We start from the raw sequence: 25,458 nt of genomic DNA, 5'->3' as shown, positions 1-25,458 counted from the left end.
TCATGGATAATAGGGAATTAACGTCGCTTTTGCGTACGGCTCGGCCGCCAATTCCCTATCGTTGCATATCCGCGCCACCGCTTCCCGTCGGGAGCAGGTGAGCCAAGGCTCGCCCTGGCGCAAGAGATTGGGGGCGTACATGATCGGTGCAGTTCGTAGCCAGAAATTCGGTGCAACGGCATGGGCCATCGTGCTGAGCGGCGCAGCATTGGCGACTGCGGGAGTCATGGTGGTGACGCCGTCGAGCACCCTGTCCGGCACCGTCGTCACGCGCGCAGATGCGGGTCCCGACCAGACGATCGTCCTGCCGCAGACCGAGACGACCCTGACCGGGCGACTGCCGAGCGGGACGCCCATCTGGGCAGTCGTCAAAGGGCCAAGCGGGGTCCAGATTCACACGTCCAGACAGTTGACCACCAAGGTGACGTTCCCCGGGGCCGGTGTGTGGACGTTCGAGCTGCGCACCAAAGGCACCCGCACCGCGACCAGCACCGATCGGGTCACCGTGACGGTGCAGCCCGCCCCCGAACCCACCCCGGTCGCCAGCGCGACCGTGCCCGCAACGGCGACCGCGCCCTGGCTGGTTCCCCAACGCATCAACGCGCTCCGCTTTGCGTCCCGCGAGGGACTGACGACCGTCTGGGGCGATTATTGGGAGAGGACCGAGGACCCGACCTATGTCCTCGACCAGCAGCAGACGCAGGAACTGGGCAATGCCGCCAACGGCGCGAACGCCACCTATGCCGGGCTCGACCTGGGCGACGGGATCGATGGCGTCATGCTGCGCGTCTCGCTGCCCGCCGGGAGCAGCGCGGTCGAGGTCCGGATGAACTCGGCCACCGGACCGCTGGCCGGCCCGGTCTGCACCATCCCCTCGACCGGCGGCGTCGGTTCCTACCGGACCATTCGCTGCGCGGTGGACCCGTCGATCGCGCGCGGTGCGGACAAGACGCTGGCGTTTCGCTTTACCGGCAGCGATCCCGCGCTCCGGTTCAACTGGTTCGGCTTCTGGGCGCGCGGCACGGTCCAGCAGATCGATTCGCTGTCGAAGGTCCAGCGAACCGCGGACGCCAATCCGGCGACGCCGGTAACACCGCAGGCGGGCACGCCCACGCGGACCGAGGCGCTGCTGCCCACGTCCGATATTCCGGCGGCGCGCACCTACGGCAAATGGTCGCCGAGCCAGGCGGGTGATTGCCCGAAATGGTTGCACGACACCTATTGGGTGCGCGGCGACGACGGCAAGGCCTATCCCACCTGGCACCCGGCGGTCGACTACAACAAGGAAACGGGCGCCTACTGCACGTTCGGCCATGAGCACGGCAGTGACCCGAAGGGCTCGGCCGTCTTCAATCTCGCCGGAAACCTCGCCTTTGGCTATGTCAGCGAAAACCACGAACCCAACGCACCCGCGTTGCAGCGCATCGAAGATCATGTCGGCTACAAGGTGATCGTCGCCAACGCTTTCCAGCTGTACAACGCGTCCAACCCGGCACAGACCAAGCGGTGCAGCCTGCTGACGTCGCTCCATGTCGGCACGCATTCGCCCGACGCCTTTGCCAACAGCGCCCATGAGGTGCAAACCGCCGGGCAATGCGAGGGGTTGGAGCCATTCGCGCTTCGCTACTTCACGCTGTTCGGCATTCCCGGCTCGTTCAAGGAACCCGAAGCGGAAGGTTGCGGCCTGGGCGTGTCCCCCGGGATCGCGCCGAGCCCCGCCAACCAGCCGGTCGGCGGCGTCCATCGCGCCATTCCGAGCGCGGCGTGCTTCCTGCGTGGCAGCACGGACGACCAGAAGCGCCTGGCCAGCAACCGGCTCATCGAATTCTGGCTGACGGGTCTGACCGGGGGATCATTCTATTACACGATCGGCAACCCGTCGCGCTTCTATGATCCCAGCCTTGTCAACCGCCTGGGGCGCATCGTCGACCTGTGCTATGATCCGACCCATCCCGTCGCGTCGTCGCAGCAATGCCAGGAGACCGTTGCGTCGTCGGCGTCGCGCATCGGCTTTGACGATCCGCGCTCGAGCTTCCGGGGATCGGTGCATGTCAACACGCACTTCTCGACGATGGCGTTCGCCAATTCGGCGAGCAGCACGATCTATACCAATGCCTGGGGCCAGAACATGTCGCTGACCCCCGATCCGTCGCGCGGGATCATCTTCCGCCAGACCGTCCCGACGGTCGGTTTCCACTACAAGGTGGACGGCCAGGCGAGCCGGGTGCCCAACGTCGATCATTCGGCGGGTGGCCGCAACGGCATCAGGTCGCCGAATTGACGGGGCGCGGAACGAGCGGCTGGCCCGGGGCCGCGCGTCCCGACTTATCCCGCCGGGCGGTGTTGACGGCAGCGGCCCTGATCGGGGCGCTGCCGGTCAGCCTGATCGCTGCATGCGGACAAACAGAGCAGGACGGCAGCGCGGGCGACGCCGGCACAGCGTCCGAACAACCGGCTGCGTTCAGCGCCCGGTTCCTCCTTCCGGGTGCGGGCGGGGTGCGGCTCGACTTCGAGAAGGCGGATCGTTTCAGCCTGTCCGCCGATGCCGGGCCAGGCAGCACGATCGTCGCGGACGGCGACATCTATCTCTATGTGGCGCCGTCGATTGCCTCCGCCGGGAGCGCGCGCCTGCTCCTGCTCGGTCGGCTTGCCCCCGATGCTGCGGGCGCGGACCGGACAAGCGCCAATCCCGCGCTCAAACCGGCGCGCCTGGACAATCACCGGGCCGAACAGTGGCAGGTGCGAGCCCCGCTTTTCGAAGCCGTGGGTCCCCCCCGCCCTGACGACGGGTCGGATCGCCGCTTGATTGTCGCCCGGCTTCCGGAGCTCGCGCGCGCGCAATATGCGGCGGGCGCGCGCCTGTCGGCCGGGATGAACATGAGCCTGTGCGGCGACGCGGTGGCGCGGCTGATCGCAACCTGGCCTGCCGGCATCGTCGGCAGGGGTCTTGCCGTGCTCGATGATTCTGCAGGGATCCACCTGGAAGGCCCCATCCGGCCGCTCGCCGCCGCGATCGCCCTGCCCCGCGACATTCCCGTCGAAGATTATCGCATCGGGCCCGCCTAAACAGACACGCGAGCCGGCGCGCTCGCCGATCCTGTGGAAGGCGCGCCCAATGACTGAACGGCCGGGACCCGTGTCCGCGTCCGGCATCAACCGCGATGATTTGGAAAATTGGTCGGGGAAAGAGGATTCGAACCTCCGGCCCCTGCCTCCCGAAGGCAGTGCTCTACCAGGCTGAGCTATTCCCCGACCGGGGCCGGCCCCTGGCGGGACCGGTCGTTGAGAGCGCGCGCTATAAGCGGGTGGCGCACGCCCCGCAAGGGGGGATGCGCCACCAATTGTTCAGCGCGCCCGCGGGGCCGCCTCGGACGCGTTTTCCGGCAGGCCACCGAGCTCGGTCACGAGCTTGGTATAGGCGTCGAGATAGGCGAGGACGATCACCTGGCCGATTTCGGTGTTCTGATAGCCGCCGCCGCCGGCCCCGAACACGCCGGCCCCGGTGAACAGCCCGCCGCCCGCGCCGAAGCTCAGGTCGCTCTTGCGGGCGTACCCCTCGACCAGCGCCTCTTCCTCGGTCGTCCGTGCATTGACGACCGACAGCGTGACATTGGCTTCGCGCTTGCGGATGTTGATGCCGCCGATCAGGCCGCCCGCCGCGCCGCCCAGCAACCCGCCGACCAGGCCACCCAGCGCATTGCCGCCCGAATTGCGATTCGACGACACGATGTCGGGTTGCAGGAAATAGTCCGCGGCGCGCACCTGGCCCTTGCCGAGGTTCGACCCGGCCTGAAGCTCGCCCTGATCGGCGAGCGCGCGTTCCATCGCCCGGTTCTGGAACGAGCGGCCGCGATTGACGAGCGTGAAGCAGCCCGATTGCTGGACGAAGACGCGCAGAATCGCCTCCGGGCTGCCCAGGCTCAGTTCGCGCCACCACTGATTGTCGGGCTCGACGATCGCGACGGCACCCAGCTTCTTGGTGCAGCGCGGGATCTGAGCGGTCGCACGCTCCTGATCGCGGCGGCCGGACGATGCGCCCTTGGTGGTGCCGTCCTTGTTGGTCTTGCCCGAAGACGACGTGGCGGTCTGTGCCTGCGCAGCGGTCGCCAGCACGGGCGACAGGGCGACCGACAGGGCGGCCGCGGTGGTGAACAAAGCGCGCATCTCGAAGAACTCCCCCTTCACTTCACGGGACGCCGCGCCGTCCGTTGCCGGCATGCGTCCCAACCGAATGTCCGTTCGGGCACCACAACCCCACGCGCCGTCAGCCGGACGCACGTCCATTATCAAAGCCGCCCGTCGCACGTAAGTACAAACCGCGTCGCCGTGGCCCGAAGGGAGGCATTTGGCTTTGCGCGGTTCGGTGCTATCGCGCCGCGATCATGGCCACCGACATTTCGCGCATCCGCAACTTTTCGATCATCGCCCATATCGACCACGGCAAGTCGACGCTCGCCGACCGCCTCATTCAACGCACCGGTGGCCTCACCGAGCGCGAGATGAGTGCGCAGGTGCTCGACAACATGGACATCGAGAAGGAACGCGGCATCACGATCAAGGCGCAGACCGTGCGCCTGGAATGGAAGGGGCATGTCCTCAACCTGATGGACACGCCCGGTCACGTCGACTTCGCCTATGAGGTCAGCCGCAGCCTGGCGGCGTGCGAAGGCGCGCTGCTGGTGGTCGACGCCGCGCAGGGCGTCGAGGCGCAGACGCTGGCGAATGTCTATCAGTCGATCGAGCATGACCACGAAATCGTGCCGGTCATCAACAAGATCGACCTGCCCGCCGCCGAACCCGAAAAGGTCAAGGCGGAGATCGAGGACATTATCGGCCTGGATGCCTCCAACGCGATCCTGGCCAGCGCCAAGTCGGGCATCGGCATCGACGAAATCCTGGACGCGATCGTCGACCGCATCCCGGCGCCGACGGGCGATCCGGACGCGCCGCTCAAGGCGATGCTCGTCGACAGCTGGTACGACCCCTATCTGGGCGTCGTCATCCTGGTCCGGGTGATGGCGGGCACGCTCAAGAAGGGCCAGCAGGTCAAGTTCATGCAGGCGGGCACCACCCACCTGATCGACCGGGTCGGCTGTTTCCGGCCCAAGATCGAGCAGCTGACCGACCTCGGTCCCGGCGAAATCGGCTTCATCACCGCGCAGATCAAGGAAGTCGCGCAGACGATGGTCGGCGACACGATCACCGACGCGAAAAAGCCCGCTGCCGAGGCGCTGCCGGGGTTCAAGGAAGTGCAGTCGGTGGTGTTCTGTGGCCTGTTCCCGGTCGATGCCAACGACTTCGAGAAATTGCGCGAGAGCATTTCCAAGCTGCGTCTCAATGACGCTAGTTTCACCTTCGAGATGGAGACGTCGGCCGCGCTGGGCTTCGGCTATCGCTGCGGCTTCCTGGGCCTGTTGCATCTGGAGATCATCCAGGAGCGGCTGACGCGCGAATACGACCTCGACCTGATCACTACCGCGCCCAGCGTCGTCTACAAGATCCAGCTGACCCATGGCGGCGGCGAGATCGAACTGCACAATCCCGCCGACATGCCCGATCCCAACAAGATCGAGGAGATCAGCGAACCGTGGATCAACGCGGTCATCTATGTCCCCGACGAATATCTCGGCAGCGTGCTCAAGCTGTGCCAGGACCGGCGCGGCATCCAGAAGAACCTGACCTATGTCGGCGGGCGCGCGCAGATGACCTACGAGTTGCCGCTCAACGAAGTGGTGTTCGATTTCTATGACCGGCTGAAGTCGATCAGCCGCGGCTATGCGTCGTTCGACTATGAACAGATCGGCCATCGGCCCGGCGATCTGGTCAAGATGAACATCCTGGTCAACAACGAGCCCGTCGACGCGCTCAGCATGATCGTGCACCGCGACGCAGCGGAAGCGCGCGGCCGCCACATGTGCGAGCGGCTGAAGGACCTGATCCCCCGCCACCTGTTCAAGATCCCGATCCAGGCCGCGATCGGCGGCAAGGTGATCGCGCGCGAGACGATCGCGGCGCTGCGCAAAGATGTGACCGCCAAATGCTATGGCGGCGACGCGACGCGCAAACGCAAGCTTCTGGAAAAGCAGAAGGAAGGCAAGAAGCGGATGCGCGAATATGGCTCCGTGCAGATCCCGCAGGAAGCCTTCATCGCTGCGCTGCGCATGGGGGACGACAAGTAACCTGACGGTCGCCAAGCCGGCGAAAACGGGCATCTTAGGCGTTCCGCACTACGGCACGAGGCCCCAGCCTGCGCCGGGGCGACGAACCCGATTTGACCGTCATGCCAGCGAAGGCTGGCATCACACGCCGACCGACCGTCCTAAATCTTCCCCGCCAGCATCAGCGCCATTGCGGAGAAGTCGCGGCCGCCCTGCCCGGAATCGACCAACTGCTGATAGAGCTCGGCGGCGCGCGCGCCCATCGGCGTATCGGCACCCGATGACGCGGCCGCCTCCATCGCAAGCCGCAAATCCTTCAGCATCAGCGCGGCGGCGAATCCGCCCTGATAGTCGCGATCAGCCGGCGTTTCCGGCCCGACGCCCGGCATCGGGCAATAGCTCGTCATCGACCAGCTCTGGCCCGACGAGACCGAGCTGATGTCGTAGAAGCGCTGGAGATCGAGGCCGAGCTTTTCCGCCAGCCCGAAAGCCTCGCAGGTCGCGACCATCGTCGCGCCGAGCAGCATGTTGTTGCAGATCTTTGCCGCCTGCCCCGCACCATTGCCGCCGGCGTGGATCACCGCCTTGCCCATGTCGGCCAGGATCGGCTCGGCACGCGCAAAGGCTTCGTCGAGGCCGCCGACCATGAAGGTGAGCGTGCCGGCCTGCGCCGCCGCGATGCCGCCGGACACGGGCGCGTCGACCGCGGTCAACCCCTTGCCCGCCGCCGCCTCGGCGACCCGGCGCGCGGTATCGACGTCGATCGTCGAACAATCGATCAGCAGCGCGCCGGTATCGGCCGCGCCGAAGACATGAACGCGATAGACCTGTTCGACATGGCGGCCGGCGGGCAGCATGGTGACGACCACCTCGGCGTCCGCACACGCTGCATCGGCACTGTCGGCGGGCAGGCAGCCCGCGTCCTTCGCGCGCGCGAGTGCGTCGGCGGAGAGGTCGAAGGCGCGGACGTCATGCCCCGCCTTGGCCAGGTTCGCGGCCATGCCGCCGCCCATGTTGCCCAGCCCGATGAACGCGATACGTGCCATCAGTCATTCCTCTCACGGGTTTTCCGTCGCAGCCATCCAGCAAACGCGCCCAGCGCCGCAGGAACGGCAGTTACCGTATAGACGATGCCGGCAAATGCCCAATCCATGCTGTGTGGCACCTCCCCGGGCAGCAACAGGCCAACTAGCCCACCGGGCACACCGCCCAGCGCCGCGATCAGCAGCGGATGGACCCTGGTCCATCGCGCAAGGCACGCCGCGATCACCGCAATCGCGATCAGCAGTCCGGCAACGGCACCCAACTGCTCAACGCCCCGTCCAATTCCCCGGCCGCTTCTCGACGAACGCGGTCATGCCTTCCTTCTGGTCCTCGGTGCCGAACAGCCCGAAGAACAGCCGGCGCTCGAACGCGACACCCTGGGCCAGCCCGGTCTCGAACGCAGCATTGACCATTTCCTTGTTCGCCTTGGCCGCCAGCGGCGGCATCGCGGCAATGGTGGCGGCGGTCTTCACCGCCTCAGCGACCAGATCGTCGGCAGCGATCACGCGGCTCACCAGTCCGGCGCGTTCGGCTTCGGCGGCGTCCATCATCCGGCCGGTCAGGCACATTTCCATCGCCTTTGCCTTGCCGACCGCACGCGCCAGGCGCTGCGACCCGCCCATGCCGGGCGAGACGCCCAGCTTGATCTCGGGCTGGCCGAACTTCGCGGTGTCGGCGGCCAGGATGAAGTCGCACATCATCGCCACCTCGCACCCGCCGCCCAGCGCATAGCCCGCGACCGCGGCGATGATCGGCTTGCGCGTGCGGGTGAACTGGTCCCAGCCCGCGAAAAAGTCATGGCCGTACATGTCGGCGAAGCCCCGGGTCTGCATCTCCTTGATGTCCGCGCCCGCGGCGAACGCCTTGGCCGAACCGGTCAGCACCGCGCAGCCGAGCGCCGGGTCGGCATCGAAGGCCCGCATGACGTCGAGCAGCTCTGCCAGCACCTGGCTGTTGAGCGCGTTCAGCGCCTGGGGCCGGTTGAGCGTGACCAGCAGCACGCCGGGGGCGGGCGTTTCGGTCAGAAGGGTTTCGTAAGGCATTCAAATCTCCGCACAATGCAGCTTCACAATAGCCGTTCGGTTCGAGCGAAGTCGAGAAACGCGAGCCGGGCCGAACCGAAGGACGTTTCTCGACTTCGCTCGAAACGAACGGAAGGCAGGGTGCTCTTCGCGCTCAACCCGGCGCCCATTCCTCATGGTCGGGCAGCGGCGCGAAGATCTGGTCGATCAGGTGGTCACTGACCTCGTCGGCACTTGCCGGCTGCCAGCGCGGCGCATTGTCCTTGTCGACAATCACCGCGCGCACCCCTTCGATAAAGTCGTGGCGCTGGCACACGCGGGTCGCGACCGCATATTCCTGGCGCATCTCGTCTTCGAACGTCGGCATGGTCGCGCCGTCGAGCAGCAGCTTGAGCGAGACCTTCATCGTCTGTGGCGATTTGGTCCGCAGCGTCGCCAGCGTCTCTCCCGCGAAGTCGCTCGGGTCGCTCTCAAGCGCGGCGAGCACCTCCTCCAGTCGGTCGCTCGCAAAGAGCCGGTCGATCGCGCTCGCATGCGTAAAGATGCGCGCATGGGCGGGCGGTACCGAAAACTCGTCGAGGATCGCGGCGATCGACTGCGGATCGCGCACGATCTGGCGCTTTACCTCCTCCAGGATATCGCCCGACAGATAATGGGTGGCCAGGCCCAGCGCGAGGCATTCGGAGCCGTCCACGCGCGCGCCGGTCAGCGCCAGATACTGGCCGATCCGCTTGGGCAGGCGCGACAAATACCAGCCGCCGCCGACATCGGGGAACAGGCCGATGCCGGTTTCCGGCATGGCGAGCCGGGTATTGTCGGTCGCGACCTTGAACCGCGCGGGCTGCGAAATGCCGACGCCGCCGCCCATGGTGATGCCGTCCATGAACGCCACAACCGGCTTGGCATAGGTGAACAGCCGGTGGTTCATGCGATATTCTTCATGGAAGAACGCGCGCGCCGCCACGCCGTCGCCCGCGCCCGACGCGGCGATCATCCGAATGTCGCCACCGGCGCAGAAACCGCGGCCCTCGGCATGATCGATCATCACGGCCTCGACCGACGCGTCGTCCTGCCACGCCACCAGCGCCTCGTTGACCGCGGCGCACATCTCGGTCGTCAATGCATGGATGGCTTTGGGCCGGTTCAGCCGGATACGCCCGACCTTGCCGTCGATCTGGGTGAGCACGTCTTCAGTCATGGCGCACCTTGTCTGTTCGGCTGGATCAGGTCCCACCGATTGCCGAATTTGTCGGCGAGCACGACGACGCGACCATATGCCTCGTGCCGCTCGGGTTCGAGGATGGCGACCCCGTTGGACCGCAGCCGCTCGACATCCGAATCAAGGTCCCCGCTTTCGAGGAAAAAGGCGACGCGGCCTGCGGCCTGACGCCCGATCACCGCCCGCTCGGCATCATCGCTGGCTTCGGCAAGCCTGACGCGCATCCCGCCGGGCGTGCTGATTTCGACCCAGCGATGCCCGGAGACGTGCATCCCGTCCTCGGCGAGCGAGAAACCCCACTGCCCGGTATAGTGCGCGATCGCGTCACGCATTTCCGGCACGATCACGGTCACCATGAACAATGCGGGGCCGATCACTGGCGCAACAGGTCGCGGCCGACGATCATGCGCATCACCTGGTTGGTGCCCTCCAGGATCGAATGGACGCGCAGGTCGCGCCAGAAGCGTTCGATCGGATAGTCCATGAGGTAGCCATAGCCGCCATGCAGCTGGAGCGCGTCGTTGACCACCTTCGATCCCGTGTCGGTCGCCAGCCGCTTCGCCATCGCGGCAAAGCGCGTCTTGTCGGGCGCGTTGGCGGTCACCTTCGCGGCCGCGACATAGAGCAGCGCGCGCGCCGCCTCCAGCTCGGTCGCCATGTCGGCCAGCATGAACTGGGTGTTCTGAAAGTCTGCGATCGCCTGGCCGAACTGCTTCCTGTCCTTCACATAGCCGATCGCTTCATCGAGGCAGCGCTGCGCGCCGCCCAGCGAGCAGGCGCCGATGTTGAGCCGCCCGCCGTCGAGCCCCATCATCGCGATGCGAAACCCCTCGCCCTCACCGCCCACGAGATTCCCTACGGGCACGCGGACCTCCTCCAGGATCACCTGGGCGGTGGGCTGCGAATGCCAGCCGAGCTTGCGCTCATTCGCGCCGAAGCTGACACCCGGCATGTCCTTTTCGATCGCCAGGCAACTGATGCCCTTCGGCCCGTCCTCGCCGGTGCGGCACATGACGAGGTAGAGCTCGTTCTCGCCGCCGCCGGAGATGAACTGCTTGGTGCCGGTAACCACGAAATGGTCGCCGTCGCGCACCGCCTTTGTCTTCAGCGCGGCGGCGTCGGAGCCCGATGACGGCTCGGTCAGGCAATAGCTGGCGATCCATTCCATGCCGACCAGCTTGGGCAGGTATCGCGCCTTGAGGGTCGCGCTGCCGAAGCGGTCGATCATCCACGCGGCCATGTTGTGGATCGAGATGAACGCGCTGGTCGACGGGCAGCCATAGGCCATCGCCTCCATGATCAGCGCCGCCTCCAGCCGGCCCAGCCCGATGCCGCCCGATTCCTCTGACACATAGATTGCGGCAAAGCCTAGCTCTGCCGCCGCGCGGATCGTGTCGCGGGGGAAAATGTGCTTCTCGTCCCACTCGGCGGCGAACGGCGTGATGGTATCCGCGGTGAAGCGACGCGCGAGCTCCTGGATCTCGCGCTGGTCGTCGGTCAGATCAAACTGAGTCATGCCCATCCCTATTTCGCTGTTCGCGCGCGGAGCCAAGCCCGCGCCTCGTCCATGTCCAGAAAGACGCGGACATTGTCGCGCTTCATCACCCGTTCGGCCTGGAGCTTGTTGAGCGCGGAGCCGACGACGATCGCGGTCGGCCATGGCTCGCGCCCGGGGCCAGCCACCCGGATTCGGGCCAGCACCGCACCGACTTCCTCCGACTGGACAGGGAACCCGCGCGAATCGCTCAGTGTCCCGGTACATTTTTCGGCCAGGCGCAGGTCGCGGCCCGCATCCTGCAGCGCGGCTTCGAACGCCAGCGCGATGGGCAGCGTCCAGAATCCGCTCAGACGGAGGAACAGGATCGGGTCCCGCGGATCGAATCGAATGTCGAAATGCTCGGCATTGTTCATGGCGCGGCCTCGTGCAGCACACGCTGACGGAACAGCCTGGCACCGATTTCAGGATCGTCGCGGTCGTACCAGCGGGGTTCGGGAAGCCCCTTTTCCCACGCCAGCATCTCGGTACGCGTCCCGTTGGCGGACGGCGTGTCGGGCGCGAGGCGAGCGATCGGATCGGCAAAGGCGGCGTCGGCGGTGACGATTGTCCAGCCCTTTGCGCGCAACGCCCTGACAAGATCGGGCAGCCAGAGCGCCGCAAGGTCGGTTTCGTGCATCAGCATGACGTGCGCGGGGGAGCGGCCGAGGGTCTGGCGAGCGAGACCGTCATAATATTCCGCCGCGCCGACCAGGGTCTCGACATAGAGGTCGCGTAGCGCGGCGCGGTCGATCCGCTTGCCGGCTGCCTTGGCCTGCACCGCCAGCATCTCGAAATTCCAGTCCGAGCCATCGGTGGTGACATAGGCATTGAGCAGGCCGCGCGCCGCCAGGCCCGCACGCACCGCGTCCCGCTTCGCCTTGTCCTTGCCGCCTTCGTCCAGATAGGGAAAGCGGAACCAGGGACGATAGCCGGGTCGCCCCTTCAGCCACGCCTGCGAACGGTCGATGCCGGTGAGATACGCGTCCGCGCGCGTCGCACGCAGCGCCGGATGCGCAAAGCTGTGGTCCGCGATGACATGGCCTGCGGCAACATAGGCGGCGATGTGGCGCTCGCCGTTGCCGCGATCGGGCTTGCCGACATTGCCCGGGATGACGAAAAACGCCGCCTGCCGCACGCCCGCCGCCTTGAGCGCGGCGATCAGACGCCTGGTTCGCTGGTCGGGGGTCAGGAAGGCGCCGGGCGGGCGCGGCACATCGTCAAAGGTCAGCGCGATACGTTTGTCCTGCGCCTGCACAGGCGCACCGCACGCGAAAAGCGCGATCAGCAGCAGGATGACCCGGCGCACGATCATCCCATCGTCGGGATCACGAACGCGTTGCTGCCGTCGGGCGCGCCGTCGGGCCAGCGTTGCGTCACCGTCTTCACCTTGGTCCAGAAGCGGACACCCTCCATCCCGTGCTGGTTGGTGTCGCCGAACGCGCTGCGCTTCCACCCGCCGAACGTATGATAGGCGACCGGCACCGGGATCGGCACGTTGATGCCGACCATGCCGACATTCACCCGAGCGGCGAATTCGCGTGCAGCATGGCCGTTGCGGGTGAAGATCGCGACGCCGTTGCCATATTGGTGGGCGCTGGGCAGCCGCACCGCTTCCTCGAAATCGGCCGCCCGGACGATCTGGAGCACGGGACCGAAGATTTCCTCGCGATAGCTCGCCATGTCCGGGGTCACCCGGTCGAACAGGCTGGGACCGATGAAGAAGCCCTGCTCGTGCCCCTGCAGCGTGAAGCCGCGGCCGTCGATCACCAGCTCCGCGCCCTCGTCGAAGCCGGTCTGGATCCAGTCCTCGACGCGTTTTTTGTGCGCAGCATTTACCACCGGGCCGTAATGCGCCTCCGCATCGGTCGACACGCCCACCCGCAGCGCATGAATTGCCGGAATCAGCTTTTCGCGGAGCCGGTCGGCCGTCTGCGCGCCCACCGGCACTACCACCGGCAGCGCCATGCAGCGTTCGCCCGCGCTGCCGAATGCCGCACCGGCGAGATCGGCGACGACCTGGTCAAGGTCGGCATCGGGCATGACGATGCCGTGGTTCTTCGCGCCACCCATCGCCTGCACGCGTTTGCCCGCTGCGACGCCGCGCCGATACACATAATGCGCGATGTCCGACGATCCCACGAAGCTGACCGCGCCGATCGCCGGGTGGTCGAGAATCGCGTCGACCATCTCCTTGTCGCCATGCACGACCTGAAGCACGCCCTCGGGCAGCCCGGCCTCGCGCATGAGTTCGGCGAGGCGCACCGGCACGCTGGGGTCGCGTTCCGACGGCTTGAGGATGAAGGCGTTGCCGCACGCGATCGCGACACCGAACATCCACATCGGGATCATCGCCGGAAAATTGAACGGGGTGATGCCGGCACCGATGCCCAGCGGCTGGCGCATCGAATAGACGTCGATGCCCGGCCCGGCACCCTGGGTATATTCGCCCTTCAGAACGTGGGGGATGCCGCAGGCGAATTCGATGACCTCCAGCCCACGCTGGATGTCGCCCCTCGCATCCGCGATCACCTTGCCATGTTCGGAGGACAGCATGTGGGCGAGCGCGTCCATGTTCGCCTCGACCAGTTCCTTGAAGCGGAACATGACGCGCGCCCGGCGCTGCGGGTTGGTCGCCGCCCAGCCGGGCTGCGCCGCCTGTGCGGCGGCGACCGCGGCGTCGAGCACCGCCTGATCGCCCAGCACGACATGCGCCTGCACCGCGCCCGAATTTGGGTCGAATACCTCGCCACGGCGAGTCGCCGCGCCGCCGGGCTGGCTGACGACGAAATGGTCGATCACATGCATCAAACTCTCCAGCGGGCTTTCGCGTTCGGCCGTTACGGCTCTTAGCTCGGGCTTTTGCCCAGCGGGGGCGGCATTACAAGCCTTGCGCGCTCACAACTTCCGCAAAATCGCGGCAAATTGCTCCACATCGCGTGCGGTCTGGTACAGGCCAAAGCCGATCCGCAGCACGTCGCCGCGCACGTCGGTGATGACGCCATCTGCCAGCAGCGCCGCCTGCCAGCGTGGCGCGTCGGGATGGCGCAGCGCCATGAAGCGTTCCGTCCCGGTCCCGGGCGGGTTGAGCCATTCGGCCTCGCCGAACGCGGTCGCGGGCAACCCGCCACGAAGCTGATCGCGCAGCATCGTTGCATGCGCGGTGATCGCGCGCGTATCCAGCCCCTCATCCGCCAGCATGTCGCGCACCGCGACGAAGCGGTATAGACCCGACGGATCGAAGGTCGCCCCCATGAACCGCCGCGCGTCGGGGGCAAAGCCGATCCGGCCCGGCGGTGCGGCCAGATCCTCGAACTCGGCATACCAGCCGGTGATCCCCGGGCGCGGCACGTGGCCCGGCGGCGCATGCATGATCGCCACACCCTCCCCTGCCATCGCATATTTATAGCCACCGGCGAGGTAGAAGACCCTGTCGGCAAGGGGGGCCAGGTCGGTTTCGACCGCCATGAAGCCGTGATAGCCGTCGACGACCACCCATGGCCCATCGGGCCGCGCCAGCGCCGCCACCGGCGCAAGATCGCCGGCCAGCCGGCCAGTGCCGAACATCACCTGGCTGACCAGAATGATGTCAGGCGCGAAAGCGCCGGTACGCGCGACGATCCCGTCCGTCCCTTCACCCGCGGGCACGCGCGCCACGATCGCCTCCCCCGATTCCTCCCAGCGCAATGCCTGGCGGCGAAAGCTGTGGAACTCGCCGTCGCTGGTCAGGATGCGCACCGGACGATGGGGGACGCTCAGGATCAGGCGGACGAGGAAATCGTGCGTGTTGCCCGCGAACACGACGGTCGCGGGGTCGGGCAGATTGAGCTCGGCCGCGACGTGCGCCTGTGCCGCCGGCCACAGTTCGTCCAGCACGCGGTCCCATTTGCGATCGGCGAGCCGCGCAGCATCGGTCCAGGCGGCGAGCTGGCCGACATAGCTCGCGTCGGGCCATAGATGGTGGCTGTGCGCGGCGAAGTGCAGCCGTTCGGGATCGGCGGCGATCGCGCGCTGGAACAGATGCTTGTAACTGGCGGTCACAACAGTGTCCGCAGCGACCAGAGTTCGGGAAAGGCACGCTTGCGCAGCGTCGATTCGAGATAGGGGACGCCGGCGGTCCCGCCGGTACCGCGCTTGCCACCGATGATGCGGCTGACCGTCAGGACATGCTTGTGCCGCCACGCCGCCAGCGCATCATCCAGGTCGACCAGCTTTTCCGCGAGCTGATAAAGCCCCCACCAGCGTTCGGTCTCGCGATACACCTGCGCCCACGCCGCCTCGACCTGGGGATCGGGGACATAGGGCTGCGTCCAGTCGCGCGCCAGCGCGGTGTCGGGAAGCGCAAACCCGGCGCGGGCGAGCGCGGCGTTCGCCTCGTCCCACACGCTCGGCCGGGCAGCGGCGGCGGCGGTCAGCGGCCCGTGGCGCGCGCCCTCGCGGATCCCCAGCATCACTTCGACGGCGCGGAACTGGTCGGACTGGAAGCCCGAGCTGGTGCCCAGCACATGGCGAAAGCGCGTGTAATCGGACGGGGTCATGGTCGCCAGCACATCCCAGGACAGCGTCATCACCGACTGGATGCGCGAGACCCGCGCCAGGCTCTTATAGGCTTCGACCAGCCGATCCCCGCGGATCAGGTCGAGCGTCAGCGTCAGCTCCGCGATCGCCTGCTTCAGCCACAGTTCCTTGGTCTGATGGATGATGATGAACAGCAGCTCGTCATGACGATCGGAAATCGCATGCTGCGCGGTCAGGATCTGGTCGAGCGCAAGATAGCGATCATAGGTCATCGGGGGTTCGGTCATCCGGCGTCGCGCTCCGATCGCGGCGCAGCGGCGGGGACCGCCGCGTTGCGCCAGCGCGCGACGGGAACGACCTCATCGCCATCGGCACCCCGCCGCCGCTGGATCAGCGTCGCCAGCTGCTGGCGGGTGTCGCCGATCGTCGCCCGCGTCCATACCCAGAATGTGTCGGAGGAAAAGCGCGTGCCGGCGGGCGGCGAGAGCTGGGCATCGGCGAAATCGCTCAGCACCAGCTGGCCGTTGCGTGCACGGATCGCCAGCAGCCGTTCGGCCGCCGCATTGTCGGGAAACAGATAGCGCAGCATTTCCGGCGTGGCGGCATTCAGGTTGATCGCCGTGTCGCCCGGCAGGGCGGTCACCAGCCGCTCCAGCCGTGCCGCGACATCCGGGGCCACCCCCGCCAGCCGCAGCGGGCGCAGATCGCTGACCGGGCCATATTGGCGGACAAACCCGATCGCCTGGATGATCTCGTCGCGCGACAGGCCGGCATAGGTGCCGATATTCTCGAACATCGTCACCGCACCCGCATCGCCGCTCAGCACATTGTTGATGTTGAACCGGTCCTGCGCGTCGGCGATGGCAAGCTCGAAACTGCCGCCGTCGATCTCGACGCGCTGCTGCGCGACGGCACCCCAGGGTTCGCCGCGATAATCGACGTCGGCGGCGTCCGCCATGTCACGGCGCAGCGCGGCGAGCGCCGACAATTCGCCGCCGCGCGCGATCGCCGCCGCGCGCGCCGCTTCGCGCCCGCGCAGCCCCTGATCCAGTGCAAGCTCCTCGCGGTTGATCATCAACAGCACCAGCCCCGCCGCGATGGCGACGAACAGCAGGACGTTGACCAGGATCATGCCCTGCTCGCCGGGCGGGCGGCTCCCATGCGTCATTGTTCGCCCCCGACGCGTGGTCGCGCCGGCAGCGCGACGATCCGGCGCAGCAGGCCCTGTGGCCCGCTGCCCGGGGCAAGCGTCACCTCCATCTCGATCGCGCGCGGCCAGCGTTCGGCACTGTCGGGATCGGGTGGCCATGCCGTGCGCCAATCCTGATCGAGATAACGCCACCGCGCCGCGGCGATCCCGGGAAGCACCAATTGCGGCCGGCCGGCGACCACGCGGAACAGCCCGCCGGCCGCGCTTTGATAGCGAATGGGCAATGGCGGCCCACCCTGACCGGGTGCGACGCGCATGAACGAAACCGCCGCGGCATCGCCGGCAATCGGGCCGTTGGTCACCTGATCCAGGTCGCTCGCCACGGCGAACATCGCGCGATTGACCTGCGCCATGCGATCGAGCCGCGCTTCGGTGCGGCGCTGGACGCCCAGGATGCCGTCGACCATGGCGATGCCCGCCACCGCGATCAGCGCGAACAGGCCAAGCGAGATGACCAGCTCGATCAGCGTAAAGCCGGCGCTGGCATGTTCGGGAAGCTTATGCGTGGTCGGACGCTCGCTCATGTGCCCTGCGCGACGGCGACCTTTTCATACACGCCGTTGGTGGCGGCCAGGATCGCGAACTGGCGCGCGCAGCTGCCGTCGGTGCGAAAGCGGACCGGCCCCGTCACGCATTCGAAGCCGCGCGGATTGAGCAGCCCGTCCCGGCTGAGCAGGTCCTGGGCGCGCAACCCGCTGACGATCGTCGCCGCGTCATAGGCGAGCGCCGCGATCGCGCCCGGGCTGCCGCCGTGACGCGCCTCGAACCGGCTGGCAAAGCTGTCGAAACGATCGGGATCGGGGCTGGCCATCCACGCCCCCTCGAGCGCAGCGATCGCCGCCGGCTGATAATCCAGCGCCTGCACGGTCACCAGTAACTGGACGCCGGTGCTGCGCAGGTTGCGCGCCGCCGCCAGCGCGGCTTCGCCGCCGCCGGGCACCAGGACCGCATCGGGCGCGTCGCCGAGGTTAGGCGCGGGCTGGCCGGCAATCACATCGGCCGCTCGGACCGTCATGCCGAGTTCGGCCTGCACCGAGATGGCGGCGGCCGCTGATGCCGCAGACCACGCCCCGCCATCGCCCAGAACCAGCACGTCGCGCACGCCGCGCGAGCGCGCGTAACGCAGCATCGCGGTCGTTGCCTGGCTGGCAGTGATCCCGAACACATGCGCGCCCGGCGCCTGCACCGCCCGATCGTTGGTAAAGGCGAGCACGGGCACGCGCCCGCCCGCCGCCGTGGCGACCGCGCCCGCCTCCTCCGACAGCAGCGGACCCAGGATCATCGCGCATTTGCGGCGCAGCGCCGCCTGTGCCGCCTGCGCCGCGCCGGCCGCGTTGCCGCCGGTGTCGAACTGGACAAGCGCGCCGGGCGCATTTTCGACGAGCGAGGCCGCCTGCGCCATGCTAAGGCCCAGCGCCGCGCGCGGACCGGTGAGCGGCAGCAGCAGCGCGACCGGCCGCTTGTCGGGCTTCGGCTTGGCGGCGGGTGCAGTCGCGGCGTGCGCGAGCAAGGGAGTGGACGACAGTGCAGCCGACGACAGCACCAGGCCGGTTTGCAGCAGCTTCAGCGTTTCACGACGGTTCATCACCGGCTCCGGAGTCGGCAAATTTCGAGGGTCGGCGGCGTCTTATCCTGTTCGCCGGGATCGGCATAGCCTCGTATCTGCTCGCGATGGTCGTGACCATGCCCGCCAGCATCATCATCCGCAACAAACCCTGGCGCACGGGCGTGTCGGGCACGGTATGGCACGGGGAGGTCGGCGTCGCGGGCGGAAGCACGCTGCGCTGGGACTTCGCACCACTGCGCTCGCTGACCAGTCTCGGGCTCGCCGCGGACTGGCGCGCGACGGGCGTGAACACCGATCTCGGCGGGCGCATCCTCGTCCGGCCCGGCCGTTGGGTGCTCGATGCGGTCAGCGGCTCGGCGGACGCCCGGCTGATCGAGGCCGCGTGGCCCGACCTGGGCTTCACCTGCGATCTGACCATGCAGGTCGAGATGAAGAAGCTGGTGCTCGGCAGCGGCGGCGGTCAACGCGCGGAAGGGACGATCGTTACCGATCCCGGCGCCTGCACCCTCGCGCGCGGGGGCACGACGAGCCCGGTCGAGGCGCTGCGCCTGACCGCCGAGCCGATCGGCAATGAAAGCCGTATCCGCCTGACCCCACAGACGCAGCGGCTGAAGACGCTCGTTGATGCGTCGCTCGGCGAGGACGGCACGCTGTCGGTCAGGATGACGCCCGACGGTGCGGCCGCGCTGCCCTTTACCGGCATTCCGGCGGGCGTAAGCATCCGGGGATCGCTTTAGGCCGATCGGCCCGACAGGGTCACTGGTTCGGGCAGGTGTGCCCGCCCCTAAATCTGCACCAGATTGTTGAGGTTGATGATCGGCAGCAGGATGGCGAGGACCATCAGCAGCACCAGCCCGCCCATCACCAGCAGCACCAGCGGCTCGACCAGCGCGACCAGGGTCGAGACCAGCGCGTCCAGCTCGCGCTGCAGTTCGTTCGACGCACGGCCGAGCGCCGGGGCGAGACGGCCGCTCGATTCGCCCGAGGCGACGATCGCCACCAGCATCGTCGGGAACACGCCCGCCTCGGTCATCGCCCCGCGCAGGCTGACCCCCTCGCGCACGCGCGCGGCGACACCCAGCGCCTTCTCGCGCACCCACAAATTGGGCGTGACGGCAGCAGCCGCCTGCAGCGCCTCCACCAGCGGCACCGCGCTTTCCACCAGCGTGGCGAGCGAGCCCGCGAAACGCGCAGCGTTGAACTGGCGACTGAAGCGCGCGAACGGCCGATGCGCGTTGAACCAGCGATGGACGCGCAGCCGGTTCTCCGGCCGCCGGTTCCAGCGCCCGAACAGCATGAAACCAGCCAGCGCCGCGATCACGACGATCAGTCCGTAATTCTGGATGAAGGCGCTCATCGCGATCAGTGCGCGGGTGAGGAAGGGCAAGTCGGCCCCGCGCGAGACAAAGACGCGGACGATGTCGGGCACGACATAGACCATCAGCAACACCATCATGCCGAAGCTGACCGCCGCGAGCAGCGCGGGGTAAAGCAAGGCGAGCTGCAGCTTCTGGCCATTGGCGTGGCGGGTTTCCACGAACTCGGCCAGGTGGTTGAGGACGTGGGTGAGCTTGCCCGACTGCTCGCCCGCCGCGACCGAGGCGCGGTAGAAATCGGGAAAGGCGCGCGGATACTGGCCGAGCGCGGCAGCGAAGCTGCGGCCGTCGAGGATCGCGCCGCGCACATTGAGCAGCAGCGAATTGATCGCCGGCACTTCGGACTGGGTGGCGACCAGCCGGAGCGATTCCTCGATCGGGATGTCGGAGCCGACCAATGTCGCGATCTGGCGCGTGATCGTCGCCAGCTGGCGCGCGTTCGGCCCGCGCCGCCCGAAGCCCGGCAGCCGGATCGCGCCGGCTGCAGGCCCGCGATCATTGGCGGGTTCGACCCGCAGCGGCAGCAGCGCCTGTTCACGCAGCAGCGCGCGCGCCGCGGCGGGCGACGAAGCTTCGATGATGCCTTTCTTTTCCGCACCGCTCCGGTCGGCGGCACGCCAGGCATAGGCAGTCATGGGCCGCAATCCTCACCCGATGTCGACGCGCGCTTTAAGCACAGCCGCATGACGGGCGACAGCCCCGCCGACGGATAGTCGAAGCGACTATTTGCGATCGCGCGGCGGCGGACCAGTGTCGCGGCGACCTTGACCGTGCCGACGGAGGACATTGACGATGACCGCGATCAACAGCGTTTCCCCCGCGATTGCCGACCGCCCTTCGCTGCCGGCGGATCCGCTCCCGCTCGATCGACTGGGCCGCGTCGATACCGATGCGATCGGTCGCGAGATCACGGCGCTGGCAGCGCAGGACCCGGCCGCTGCGCTCGCCCGCTTCAATCAGGCGACGCCTGCCCTCACCCCGGTGCAAACCGGGGAGCTGATGCGCGAAACGATGATCGCCGACATCCCCCTGCCGTCGGTTCCCGAAATCCCCGGCATCCCGACGCTGCCGAGACTGCCCGGCCTGCCGCGCCTGCCCAGCGCCGCGGAGCTCGCGCGCATGGGAACCGACCAGCTGGAGCGATTGGCGGATGCGGTCAGCGAACGACTCGCCGCACTTCCGCACGGTGCCGCCGACGCGCTTGCCGATTCGATGCGGGGCGACCGGGCCCGCCCGCTCACGCCGGACGAGCGTAGCGCCGTTCGCGCCGCCTATGGCAACCGGGTCGACCTCGATAATGTGCGCATCGTCAATGGTGCGGGCTACTCCCCGGCCGCGCATGCGGCGTTCCGAATCGGCGGCAATCCGGCGATCACGATCGGCGACACGATTTACCTGGCACCGAGGTCCTATTCGTCCGACCTTGGTCAGCCCGGCGCGGAGCGTGAACTGCTGCTTCACGAATTCGCCCATGTCGTACAGTATGAAGAGATGGGCTATGGTTCGTTCGGGGCGAAATATGCCAGCGACCTCGCCGCGCACGGGGGCGACCGCAACGCCGTCTACCGGTATGACGAGCGCCAGACGACCTTTGCGCAGGAGACGATCGAGGGTCAGGCCGAAATGGTCGGCGATTATGCCCGCGTGCGCGAATCCACCCGGCCGGAGGATCAGGCGAAAATCCGCGATCTTGAGCGGCGTCTGGAGGGCACGGGCATCTATGGCCTTTGAGCGTCGGCGAGGCGCCGTCGTCGCCGCGGCCGCGCTGATTGCGCTCGCGGGCTGCCAGCAGGGCGTGGAGATCGACGTCGATCAGCGCGGCGGCGAGGTTCGGCTCAACATCCGGCGCGCATCCGGCGACGACCCGCCTTGCATCGACAGCGTCAGCGTCTATCCCGCCGCCCCCGCCGACGCATTGCCGGTGTGGGACATCAGCCAGGATTCGCGCAGCACCGCCTGCGTGAACGTCTTTGTCTACGGCATGCCCCCCGCCGGCTTCGGCAGCGACGGGGCAGCTCCACTGCGCCCGGGCGCGCGATATCGGGTGAGGGTCGCCGGGACGGGCCTGTCCGGCGCGGTCGAGTTCGACTATCGCCCCGACCCGCGCTGATCCTCGGCGATCCGGCGGACAGGGGCGTCAGGCGTCCTCGCGCACGACGCGGGCAACTTCCTCGACCGTGGTCAGCCCGGCGCGCACCTTGGCGACGCCATCGTCGATCAGGCCGGGATTGCCGCCGGCGCGCGCCGCGCGCTCCAGCTCCGCCTCGCTCGCACCGTCATGGATCATCGCCTGGAATGCGTCCTCTACTGCGACGACCTCATAGACACCGGCGCGACCGCGATAGCCGTCGCCATGGCATGCATCGCATCCCACCGCGCGCCACACCGGCTCGCCGACGCGCAAACCCCCGCCGAGCAGCGCGACATCGCCCTCGCCCGCCGCATCCTGCCGCCGGCAATCGGTGCACAGCTTGCGCACGAGCCGCTGGGCGACCAGCCCGACCACCATCGGCGCGAGCAGATATCGTTCGACCCCCATGTCGATCAGCCGCGTGACCGATCCGACCGCCGAATTGGTGTGCAGCGTCGACAGCACGAAGTGCCCGGTCATCGCCGACCGCACCGCGACCTGCGCGGTTTCCTGGTCGCGGATTTCGCCGACCATGATGACGTCCGGATCCTGGCGCAGGATCGCGCGCAGGCCGCGGGCGAAGGTCATGTCGGTGCGCGGATTGACCTGGGTCTGCGCGATGCCGGGCAGCTCGTATTCGATCGGGTCCTCGACCGTCATCACGTTGCGCTTGCGGTCGTTGAGCCGGGTGAGCGCCGTATAGAGCGTCGTCGTCTTGCCCGATCCGGTCGGGCCGGTGACCAGCAACATGCCGTTGGGCCGCTCGAGCAGCCGGGTGAACACCGCGCGGTCGCGCTCGCTCATCCCCAGGCTGGCGAGGTCGAGCGTCATGCCGCCACGCTCCAGCAACCGCATCACCACTCGTTCGCCATGCTGGGTCGGGATGGTCGAGACGCGCGCGTCGACATCATGGCCGCCGATGCGCAGCGTGACGCGCCCATCCTGGGGGACGCGGCGTTCGGCGATGTCGAGCTTCGCCATCACCTTGATGCGGCTGACGAGCAGCGGCGCGAGCGCGCGCTGCGGCTCGACGATGTCGCGCAGCACCCCGTCGATGCGGAAGCGCACGACCAGCCGGCGTTCCTGCGTCTCGACATGGACATCGGACGCCCCTTCCTTGATCGCTTCGAGCAGGATCGCGTTGATGAGGCGAATGACGGGCGAATCGTCGCGCGTATCGAGCAGGTCGTCGACCGATGCTGCGCTGTCGGCGAGCGCCGCCAGATCGACCTCGTCCATCTCGAACTCGGCCGCAGCCCCGGCGCGTTCGGCATAGGCCGCGCCCAGTGCCGCATCGAAGACGGCGGCGTCGACTTCCTCGAACCGCGCATCGGGCGCGATCCGCTGGACCTCCAGCAGCGCCTCGAGCGGCGCGTCGGCGCGATGACGGCATGCGAAGCCCGGTCCCCGAGCGTCCGCGGACAGGACGACGCCATGGCGGCGCGCATAGGCGTAGGGCAGACGCGCGGCGGCCGGCGCAGGCGCTTCGTCGGCGGCGGGCTCGGTCAGCGCGAGCGGATCGGTGGGCGTCATCGCGTGAACTCGATCGTCGCGGCGACATGGCCGCTTGTCGGCAGGCGCGTGATGTCGGCACGGGCGATCCCGACCCCGCTCGACTGGCGCGCATCGGCCAGGAACGCGATCAGCGCGTCATAGCGCGCATCAGCGATCGTCGCGCGCGCGCCGCCGCCGCCGGCAGGAACGATCGCAGCACTGACGCCCGCGCGGCTGGCAGCCGCGGCGACCTGCGCCTCGATCGGCCCGTCGGCCTGGGGCTGCGGCGCGGTCACCAGCGTCCCCGCCGCGCGGATGCGGGCGTTCAGCGTCTCAAAGCCCCGAATATCCGCGATCGCATCGGCGCGCGCGGCCTGCAGCGGCTTCACCACGCCGTAGATCAGGACCGCCAGCCCCAGCAGCGTGGCGAGCACGCCAACGAGCACGCGCTCCCGCAGCGATAGTCCCGCCCACCACAGCGACAGGCCCGACAGGCGTTCGCGCCACACGGCCATCACGCGCCCTCCGCCACGATGCGGACCAGGCCGTCGGGCCCGGCGGTCGCCTGTGCACGGACCCCGGCGGTGCGCAATGCCGCGTTGACCCGCTCGGCCAGCCCGGCCTCGCGCGCGTCGAGCTCGACGGTCAGCGTCGTCCCGGCAAAGCGCATCGCGCGCACCGAAAGCTCGGGCGCTACGGGCGCCAGCGCAGCCGACACCCGGCCGAGCAGGGGCAGGAACCGCTCACGCGCCTGCGGCACCGGCAACATCCGGGTCGCGTCGGTCGCGACATCCTCGCTGATGACCGCGCCCGGCGCCATCAACGCGACGAGCGCGCGGGTATCGGCCTCCCGACGATCGGCGATCACGCGAAGCATCGCGGTATCCGCCACGGCGATCAGCGTGTGCGCAGCCACGCCCAGTCCGACGATCCAGCCCAGGCGGCGCCACTGACCGGTGCCGCCGATCCGGACCCGCCGGACATAGTTGCCCTGGCGCAGGTCGAGCGGCGGACGCTGCAGTCGCGCCGCCAGCGCATCCACCTCACCCGCTGCCGGAACCGCGGGCGCCGCGTCCTGCATCGCGCCCGGCAGCGCGTCGCCCAGCGACAAAATCGCCGGCCGCCCCGCCCGATCCCAGGCAGCGGCGAGCAGGCCTACATTGACCGCGAAGCCAGCCCCGTCGCCGGTGCGCACCCGCGCCCTGCCATCGGCCAGCGCGACCGTCCAGCCGCCGTCGGCCGCCTGCGGCAGCGCCAGCGCATCGGGGACCAGCGCCGCATGGTCGAGCCCCGCCGCTTCGAGGTCGGCGATCCAGGCCGCCATCACCGCATGCCTGACCACCCCGACCAGATAGCGTTGGTCGCCGATCGATGCCCCCAGCGCCAGGTGGACGCTGTCGACGGGATCGGCGATCTGGTCCTCGACCGCAAAAGGCAGCGCCTCCAGCCGGCGGGCGCGGCTGCGCAGCGGCAGGTCGACCGCGATCACGCGGACCTGCTCGCTCGGCACCAGCACGGTTGCGGGGCCATCGGGATCGACTATGCTCGGCTGCCCGTCCGCCAGCGTCCACACGCCGTCGGCCGGGCCGGCTGCGCGCTCGTGTCGAACGGTGGTCATCGCCGCCGCGGGAAGCCCGGCTGTAACATTGCTTTCATTCATCGAACGCATGGGACGGGGATGCACATAGTTTTGAGACAATTCGACGACATGTTGGTCGATGACACCGTGGCACCCGGCACGGGCGACGGCAAGCGTCCCGCGCACATGCGCAGCGGCGAGGCCGGGCTGACGCTGGTCGAAATCATCGTCGTGCTGGCGATCATCGCGCTCGTGGCGGCATTGATCGTCCCCAACGTGATCGGCCGCCCGGATCAGGCGCGCGTCACCACCGCGACGACGGACATCGCGAGCATCTCGGGCGCGCTCAAGCTCTATCGGCTCGACAACGGCACCTATCCGACGACGTCGCAGGGGCTGAAGGCGCTCGCGGTCCGGCCGGCGACGCCACCGGTGCCGGCAAGCTTTCCCGAGGGCGGCTATCTGTCGCAGACACCGGTCGATCCGTGGGGCAATCCCTATGCCTACGAATCCAACGGCACGACCTTTTCGCTCATCTCGCTCGGGCGGGATGGCAAGCCGGGCGGCGAAGGACTGGATGCGGACATCGGCGGCGCGCGGAACTGA

At 68.1% G+C, this 25,458-nt stretch carries 27 protein-coding genes and 1 tRNA gene; 7 read left to right on the top strand and 21 right to left on the bottom strand.

Features of this window, described 5'->3' with window-relative positions:
* Window positions 1-139 precede the first annotated feature (139 nt).
* Both GO308_RS03245 and GO308_RS03240 read left to right on the top strand, forming a co-directional pair.
* Complete coding sequence (locus GO308_RS03245; protein ID WP_240883793.1) at window positions 140-2,281, top strand: carbohydrate-binding protein; 2,142 nt, start codon at window positions 140-142, stop codon at window positions 2,279-2,281.
* Between the two features lie 62 nt (window positions 2,282-2,343).
* Entirely contained in the window at window positions 2,344-3,066 is a 723-nt protein-coding gene (locus GO308_RS03240) for a hypothetical protein (RefSeq protein WP_240883792.1), read from the top strand.
* A gap of 109 nt (window positions 3,067-3,175) precedes the next feature.
* Here the strand turns inward: GO308_RS03240 and GO308_RS03235 are convergent.
* Window positions 3,176-3,252: transfer RNA gene (locus tag GO308_RS03235), tRNA-Pro, on the bottom strand.
* A gap of 93 nt (window positions 3,253-3,345) precedes the next feature.
* Window positions 3,346-4,164 carry a CsgG/HfaB family protein gene (locus tag GO308_RS03230; protein WP_066482781.1) on the bottom strand — a complete coding sequence of 273 codons (819 nt, stop codon included), beginning with the start codon at window positions 4,162-4,164 and terminating at the stop codon, window positions 3,346-3,348.
* 218 nt (window positions 4,165-4,382) lie between these two features.
* Between GO308_RS03230 and lepA the strand changes: the two genes are divergently transcribed.
* Complete coding sequence (lepA, locus tag GO308_RS03225) at window positions 4,383-6,179, top strand: translation elongation factor 4 (protein WP_066482394.1); 1,797 nt, start codon at window positions 4,383-4,385, stop codon at window positions 6,177-6,179.
* 140 nt (window positions 6,180-6,319) lie between these two features.
* Here lepA and mmsB read toward each other — a convergent pair whose 3' ends face one another.
* The 14 genes from mmsB to GO308_RS03155 all read right to left on the bottom strand — a co-directional run bounded on the left by mmsB (window position 6,320) and on the right by GO308_RS03155 (window position 18,290).
* Window positions 6,320-7,204 (bottom strand): 3-hydroxyisobutyrate dehydrogenase, encoded by an 885-nt coding sequence (gene mmsB / locus GO308_RS03220; protein ID WP_240883791.1) that lies wholly within the window; start codon window positions 7,202-7,204, stop codon window positions 6,320-6,322.
* The gene (locus tag GO308_RS03215; protein WP_066482401.1) at window positions 7,204-7,464 is read right to left on the bottom strand and encodes a hypothetical protein; all 261 of its coding nucleotides are present in this window, start codon (window positions 7,462-7,464) and stop codon (window positions 7,204-7,206) included. The genes mmsB and GO308_RS03215 overlap by 1 nt, the downstream gene beginning before the upstream one ends.
* A 4-nt stretch (window positions 7,465-7,468) precedes the next feature.
* Entirely contained in the window at window positions 7,469-8,245 is a 777-nt protein-coding gene (locus GO308_RS03210) for an enoyl-CoA hydratase (protein WP_240883790.1), read from the bottom strand.
* 133 nt (window positions 8,246-8,378) lie between these two features.
* A complete protein-coding gene (locus GO308_RS03205) occupies window positions 8,379-9,422 on the bottom strand; it encodes an enoyl-CoA hydratase/isomerase family protein (RefSeq protein ID WP_240883789.1) in 1,044 nt (347 codons plus the stop codon).
* Complete coding sequence (locus GO308_RS03200; RefSeq protein ID WP_240883788.1) at window positions 9,419-9,820, bottom strand: VOC family protein; 402 nt, start codon at window positions 9,818-9,820, stop codon at window positions 9,419-9,421. Before GO308_RS03200 ends, GO308_RS03205 begins: the two co-directional genes overlap by 4 nt.
* On the bottom strand, window positions 9,817-10,959 hold the full coding sequence (locus GO308_RS03195; protein WP_240883787.1) for an acyl-CoA dehydrogenase family protein: 1,143 nt from the start codon (window positions 10,957-10,959) through the stop codon (window positions 9,817-9,819). The genes GO308_RS03200 and GO308_RS03195 overlap by 4 nt, the downstream gene beginning before the upstream one ends.
* Before the next feature lie 8 nt (window positions 10,960-10,967).
* Window positions 10,968-11,354: a hypothetical protein gene (locus GO308_RS03190; protein WP_240883786.1), complete on the bottom strand. Its 387-nt coding sequence runs from the start codon at window positions 11,352-11,354 to the stop codon at window positions 10,968-10,970.
* Entirely contained in the window at window positions 11,351-12,292 is a 942-nt protein-coding gene (locus GO308_RS03185) for a polysaccharide deacetylase family protein (protein ID WP_240883785.1), read from the bottom strand. Before GO308_RS03185 ends, GO308_RS03190 begins: the two co-directional genes overlap by 4 nt.
* The gene (locus tag GO308_RS03180) at window positions 12,289-13,785 is read right to left on the bottom strand and encodes a CoA-acylating methylmalonate-semialdehyde dehydrogenase (protein ID WP_240883784.1); all 1,497 of its coding nucleotides are present in this window, start codon (window positions 13,783-13,785) and stop codon (window positions 12,289-12,291) included. The genes GO308_RS03185 and GO308_RS03180 overlap by 4 nt, the downstream gene beginning before the upstream one ends.
* A 90-nt stretch (window positions 13,786-13,875) precedes the next feature.
* Entirely contained in the window at window positions 13,876-15,018 is a 1,143-nt protein-coding gene (locus tag GO308_RS03175; RefSeq protein WP_240883783.1) for a class V aminotransferase, read from the bottom strand.
* A complete protein-coding gene (locus GO308_RS03170; RefSeq protein ID WP_240883782.1) occupies window positions 15,015-15,782 on the bottom strand; it encodes a tryptophan 2,3-dioxygenase in 768 nt (255 codons plus the stop codon). Before GO308_RS03170 ends, GO308_RS03175 begins: the two co-directional genes overlap by 4 nt.
* The gene (locus tag GO308_RS03165) at window positions 15,779-16,663 is read right to left on the bottom strand and encodes a type II secretion system protein GspK (RefSeq protein ID WP_066673726.1); all 885 of its coding nucleotides are present in this window, start codon (window positions 16,661-16,663) and stop codon (window positions 15,779-15,781) included. Before GO308_RS03165 ends, GO308_RS03170 begins: the two co-directional genes overlap by 4 nt.
* Window positions 16,660-17,229, bottom strand: a complete 570-nt coding sequence (locus GO308_RS03160) for a type II secretion system protein GspJ (RefSeq protein WP_240883781.1) — start codon at window positions 17,227-17,229, stop codon at window positions 16,660-16,662. Before GO308_RS03160 ends, GO308_RS03165 begins: the two co-directional genes overlap by 4 nt.
* The gene (locus GO308_RS03155; protein ID WP_240883780.1) at window positions 17,226-18,290 is read right to left on the bottom strand and encodes an ABC transporter substrate-binding protein; all 1,065 of its coding nucleotides are present in this window, start codon (window positions 18,288-18,290) and stop codon (window positions 17,226-17,228) included. Before GO308_RS03155 ends, GO308_RS03160 begins: the two co-directional genes overlap by 4 nt.
* A gap of 86 nt (window positions 18,291-18,376) precedes the next feature.
* Here GO308_RS03155 and gspN point away from each other — a divergent pair, with 86 nt between their 5' ends.
* Window positions 18,377-19,009, top strand: coding sequence for a type II secretion system protein N (gene gspN / locus GO308_RS03150; RefSeq protein ID WP_240883779.1), 633 nt, complete (start codon window positions 18,377-18,379; stop codon window positions 19,007-19,009).
* Window positions 19,010-19,056: 47 nt separating this feature from the next.
* On the opposite strand, the gene GO308_RS03145 is transcribed toward gspN, so the two are convergent.
* Together GO308_RS03145 and GO308_RS03140 are read right to left on the bottom strand one after the other, a co-directional pair.
* Complete coding sequence (locus GO308_RS03145; RefSeq protein ID WP_240883778.1) at window positions 19,057-20,283, bottom strand: type II secretion system F family protein; 1,227 nt, start codon at window positions 20,281-20,283, stop codon at window positions 19,057-19,059.
* On the bottom strand, window positions 20,280-20,435 hold the full coding sequence (locus GO308_RS03140; protein WP_240883777.1) for a hypothetical protein: 156 nt from the start codon (window positions 20,433-20,435) through the stop codon (window positions 20,280-20,282). The genes GO308_RS03145 and GO308_RS03140 overlap by 4 nt, the downstream gene beginning before the upstream one ends.
* 5 nt (window positions 20,436-20,440) lie before the next feature.
* Here GO308_RS03140 and GO308_RS03135 point away from each other — a divergent pair, with 5 nt between their 5' ends.
* Window positions 20,441-21,379, top strand: coding sequence for a DUF4157 domain-containing protein (locus GO308_RS03135; RefSeq protein ID WP_240883776.1), 939 nt, complete (start codon window positions 20,441-20,443; stop codon window positions 21,377-21,379).
* Complete coding sequence (locus tag GO308_RS03130; protein ID WP_240883775.1) at window positions 21,369-21,758, top strand: hypothetical protein; 390 nt, start codon at window positions 21,369-21,371, stop codon at window positions 21,756-21,758. Before GO308_RS03135 ends, GO308_RS03130 begins: the two co-directional genes overlap by 11 nt.
* Before the next feature lie 27 nt (window positions 21,759-21,785).
* Here the strand turns inward: GO308_RS03130 and GO308_RS03125 are convergent, their stop codons facing one another.
* Genes GO308_RS03125 through gspL form a run of 3 tightly spaced genes read right to left on the bottom strand, consistent with a single transcriptional unit; the run spans window position 21,786 to window position 24,891 of the window.
* Complete coding sequence (locus tag GO308_RS03125) at window positions 21,786-23,312, bottom strand: GspE/PulE family protein (RefSeq protein ID WP_240883774.1); 1,527 nt, start codon at window positions 23,310-23,312, stop codon at window positions 21,786-21,788.
* Window positions 23,309-23,788 carry a type II secretion system protein GspM gene (gene gspM / locus GO308_RS03120; RefSeq protein WP_066482447.1) on the bottom strand — a complete coding sequence of 160 codons (480 nt, stop codon included), beginning with the start codon at window positions 23,786-23,788 and terminating at the stop codon, window positions 23,309-23,311. The genes GO308_RS03125 and gspM overlap by 4 nt, the downstream gene beginning before the upstream one ends.
* Window positions 23,788-24,891, bottom strand: a complete 1,104-nt coding sequence (gspL, locus tag GO308_RS03115; protein ID WP_240883773.1) for a type II secretion system protein GspL — start codon at window positions 24,889-24,891, stop codon at window positions 23,788-23,790. The genes gspM and gspL overlap by 1 nt, the downstream gene beginning before the upstream one ends.
* Window positions 24,892-24,981: 90 nt before the next feature.
* On the opposite strand from gspL, the gene gspG reads away from it, so the two are divergent.
* Complete coding sequence (gene gspG / locus GO308_RS03110) at window positions 24,982-25,458, top strand: type II secretion system major pseudopilin GspG (protein WP_066482450.1); 477 nt, start codon at window positions 24,982-24,984, stop codon at window positions 25,456-25,458.

The organism is Sphingomonas sp. SFZ2018-12 (assembly GCF_022496715.1).
In the GTDB taxonomy this organism is placed as follows: domain Bacteria; phylum Pseudomonadota; class Alphaproteobacteria; order Sphingomonadales; family Sphingomonadaceae; genus Sphingomonas.
Note: the sequence above shows the minus strand (reverse complement) of the source record. Positions and strands in the feature narration are given on the sequence as shown.

Bases quoted from the DNA above. Each gene is read 5' to 3' on its own strand.
- GO308_RS03145 (WP_240883778.1), bottom strand. From the start codon at position 20,283: ATGACTGCCTATGCCTGGCGTGCCGCCGACCGGAGCGGTGCGGAAAAG.
- GO308_RS03190 (WP_240883786.1), bottom strand. From the start codon at position 11,354: ATGAACAATGCCGAGCATTTCGACATTCGATTCGATCCGCGGGACCCG.
- mmsB (WP_240883791.1), bottom strand. From the start codon at position 7,204: ATGGCACGTATCGCGTTCATCGGGCTGGGCAACATGGGCGGCGGCATG.
- GO308_RS03180 (WP_240883784.1), bottom strand. From the start codon at position 13,785: ATGCATGTGATCGACCATTTCGTCGTCAGCCAGCCCGGCGGCGCGGCG.
- gspG (WP_066482450.1), top strand. From the start codon at position 24,982: ATGTTGGTCGATGACACCGTGGCACCCGGCACGGGCGACGGCAAGCGT.
- gspL (WP_240883773.1), bottom strand. From the start codon at position 24,891: ATGACCACCGTTCGACACGAGCGCGCAGCCGGCCCGGCCGACGGCGTG.
- GO308_RS03135 (WP_240883776.1), top strand. From the start codon at position 20,441: ATGACCGCGATCAACAGCGTTTCCCCCGCGATTGCCGACCGCCCTTCG.
- GO308_RS03185 (WP_240883785.1), bottom strand. From the start codon at position 12,292: ATGATCGTGCGCCGGGTCATCCTGCTGCTGATCGCGCTTTTCGCGTGC.
- gspM (WP_066482447.1), bottom strand. From the start codon at position 23,788: ATGGCCGTGTGGCGCGAACGCCTGTCGGGCCTGTCGCTGTGGTGGGCG.
- GO308_RS03160 (WP_240883781.1), bottom strand. From the start codon at position 17,229: ATGAGCGAGCGTCCGACCACGCATAAGCTTCCCGAACATGCCAGCGCC.
- GO308_RS03165 (WP_066673726.1), bottom strand. From the start codon at position 16,663: ATGACGCATGGGAGCCGCCCGCCCGGCGAGCAGGGCATGATCCTGGTC.
- GO308_RS03130 (WP_240883775.1), top strand. From the start codon at position 21,369: ATGGCCTTTGAGCGTCGGCGAGGCGCCGTCGTCGCCGCGGCCGCGCTG.
- gspN (WP_240883779.1), top strand. From the start codon at position 18,377: ATGGTCGTGACCATGCCCGCCAGCATCATCATCCGCAACAAACCCTGG.
- GO308_RS03210 (WP_240883790.1), bottom strand. From the start codon at position 8,245: ATGCCTTACGAAACCCTTCTGACCGAAACGCCCGCCCCCGGCGTGCTG.
- GO308_RS03245 (WP_240883793.1), top strand. From the start codon at position 140: ATGATCGGTGCAGTTCGTAGCCAGAAATTCGGTGCAACGGCATGGGCC.
- GO308_RS03170 (WP_240883782.1), bottom strand. From the start codon at position 15,782: ATGACCGAACCCCCGATGACCTATGATCGCTATCTTGCGCTCGACCAG.
- GO308_RS03195 (WP_240883787.1), bottom strand. From the start codon at position 10,959: ATGACTCAGTTTGATCTGACCGACGACCAGCGCGAGATCCAGGAGCTC.
- GO308_RS03230 (WP_066482781.1), bottom strand. From the start codon at position 4,164: ATGCGCGCTTTGTTCACCACCGCGGCCGCCCTGTCGGTCGCCCTGTCG.
- lepA (WP_066482394.1), top strand. From the start codon at position 4,383: ATGGCCACCGACATTTCGCGCATCCGCAACTTTTCGATCATCGCCCAT.
- GO308_RS03140 (WP_240883777.1), bottom strand. From the start codon at position 20,435: ATGTCCTCCGTCGGCACGGTCAAGGTCGCCGCGACACTGGTCCGCCGC.
- GO308_RS03205 (WP_240883789.1), bottom strand. From the start codon at position 9,422: ATGACTGAAGACGTGCTCACCCAGATCGACGGCAAGGTCGGGCGTATC.
- GO308_RS03125 (WP_240883774.1), bottom strand. From the start codon at position 23,312: ATGACGCCCACCGATCCGCTCGCGCTGACCGAGCCCGCCGCCGACGAA.
- GO308_RS03155 (WP_240883780.1), bottom strand. From the start codon at position 18,290: ATGAACCGTCGTGAAACGCTGAAGCTGCTGCAAACCGGCCTGGTGCTG.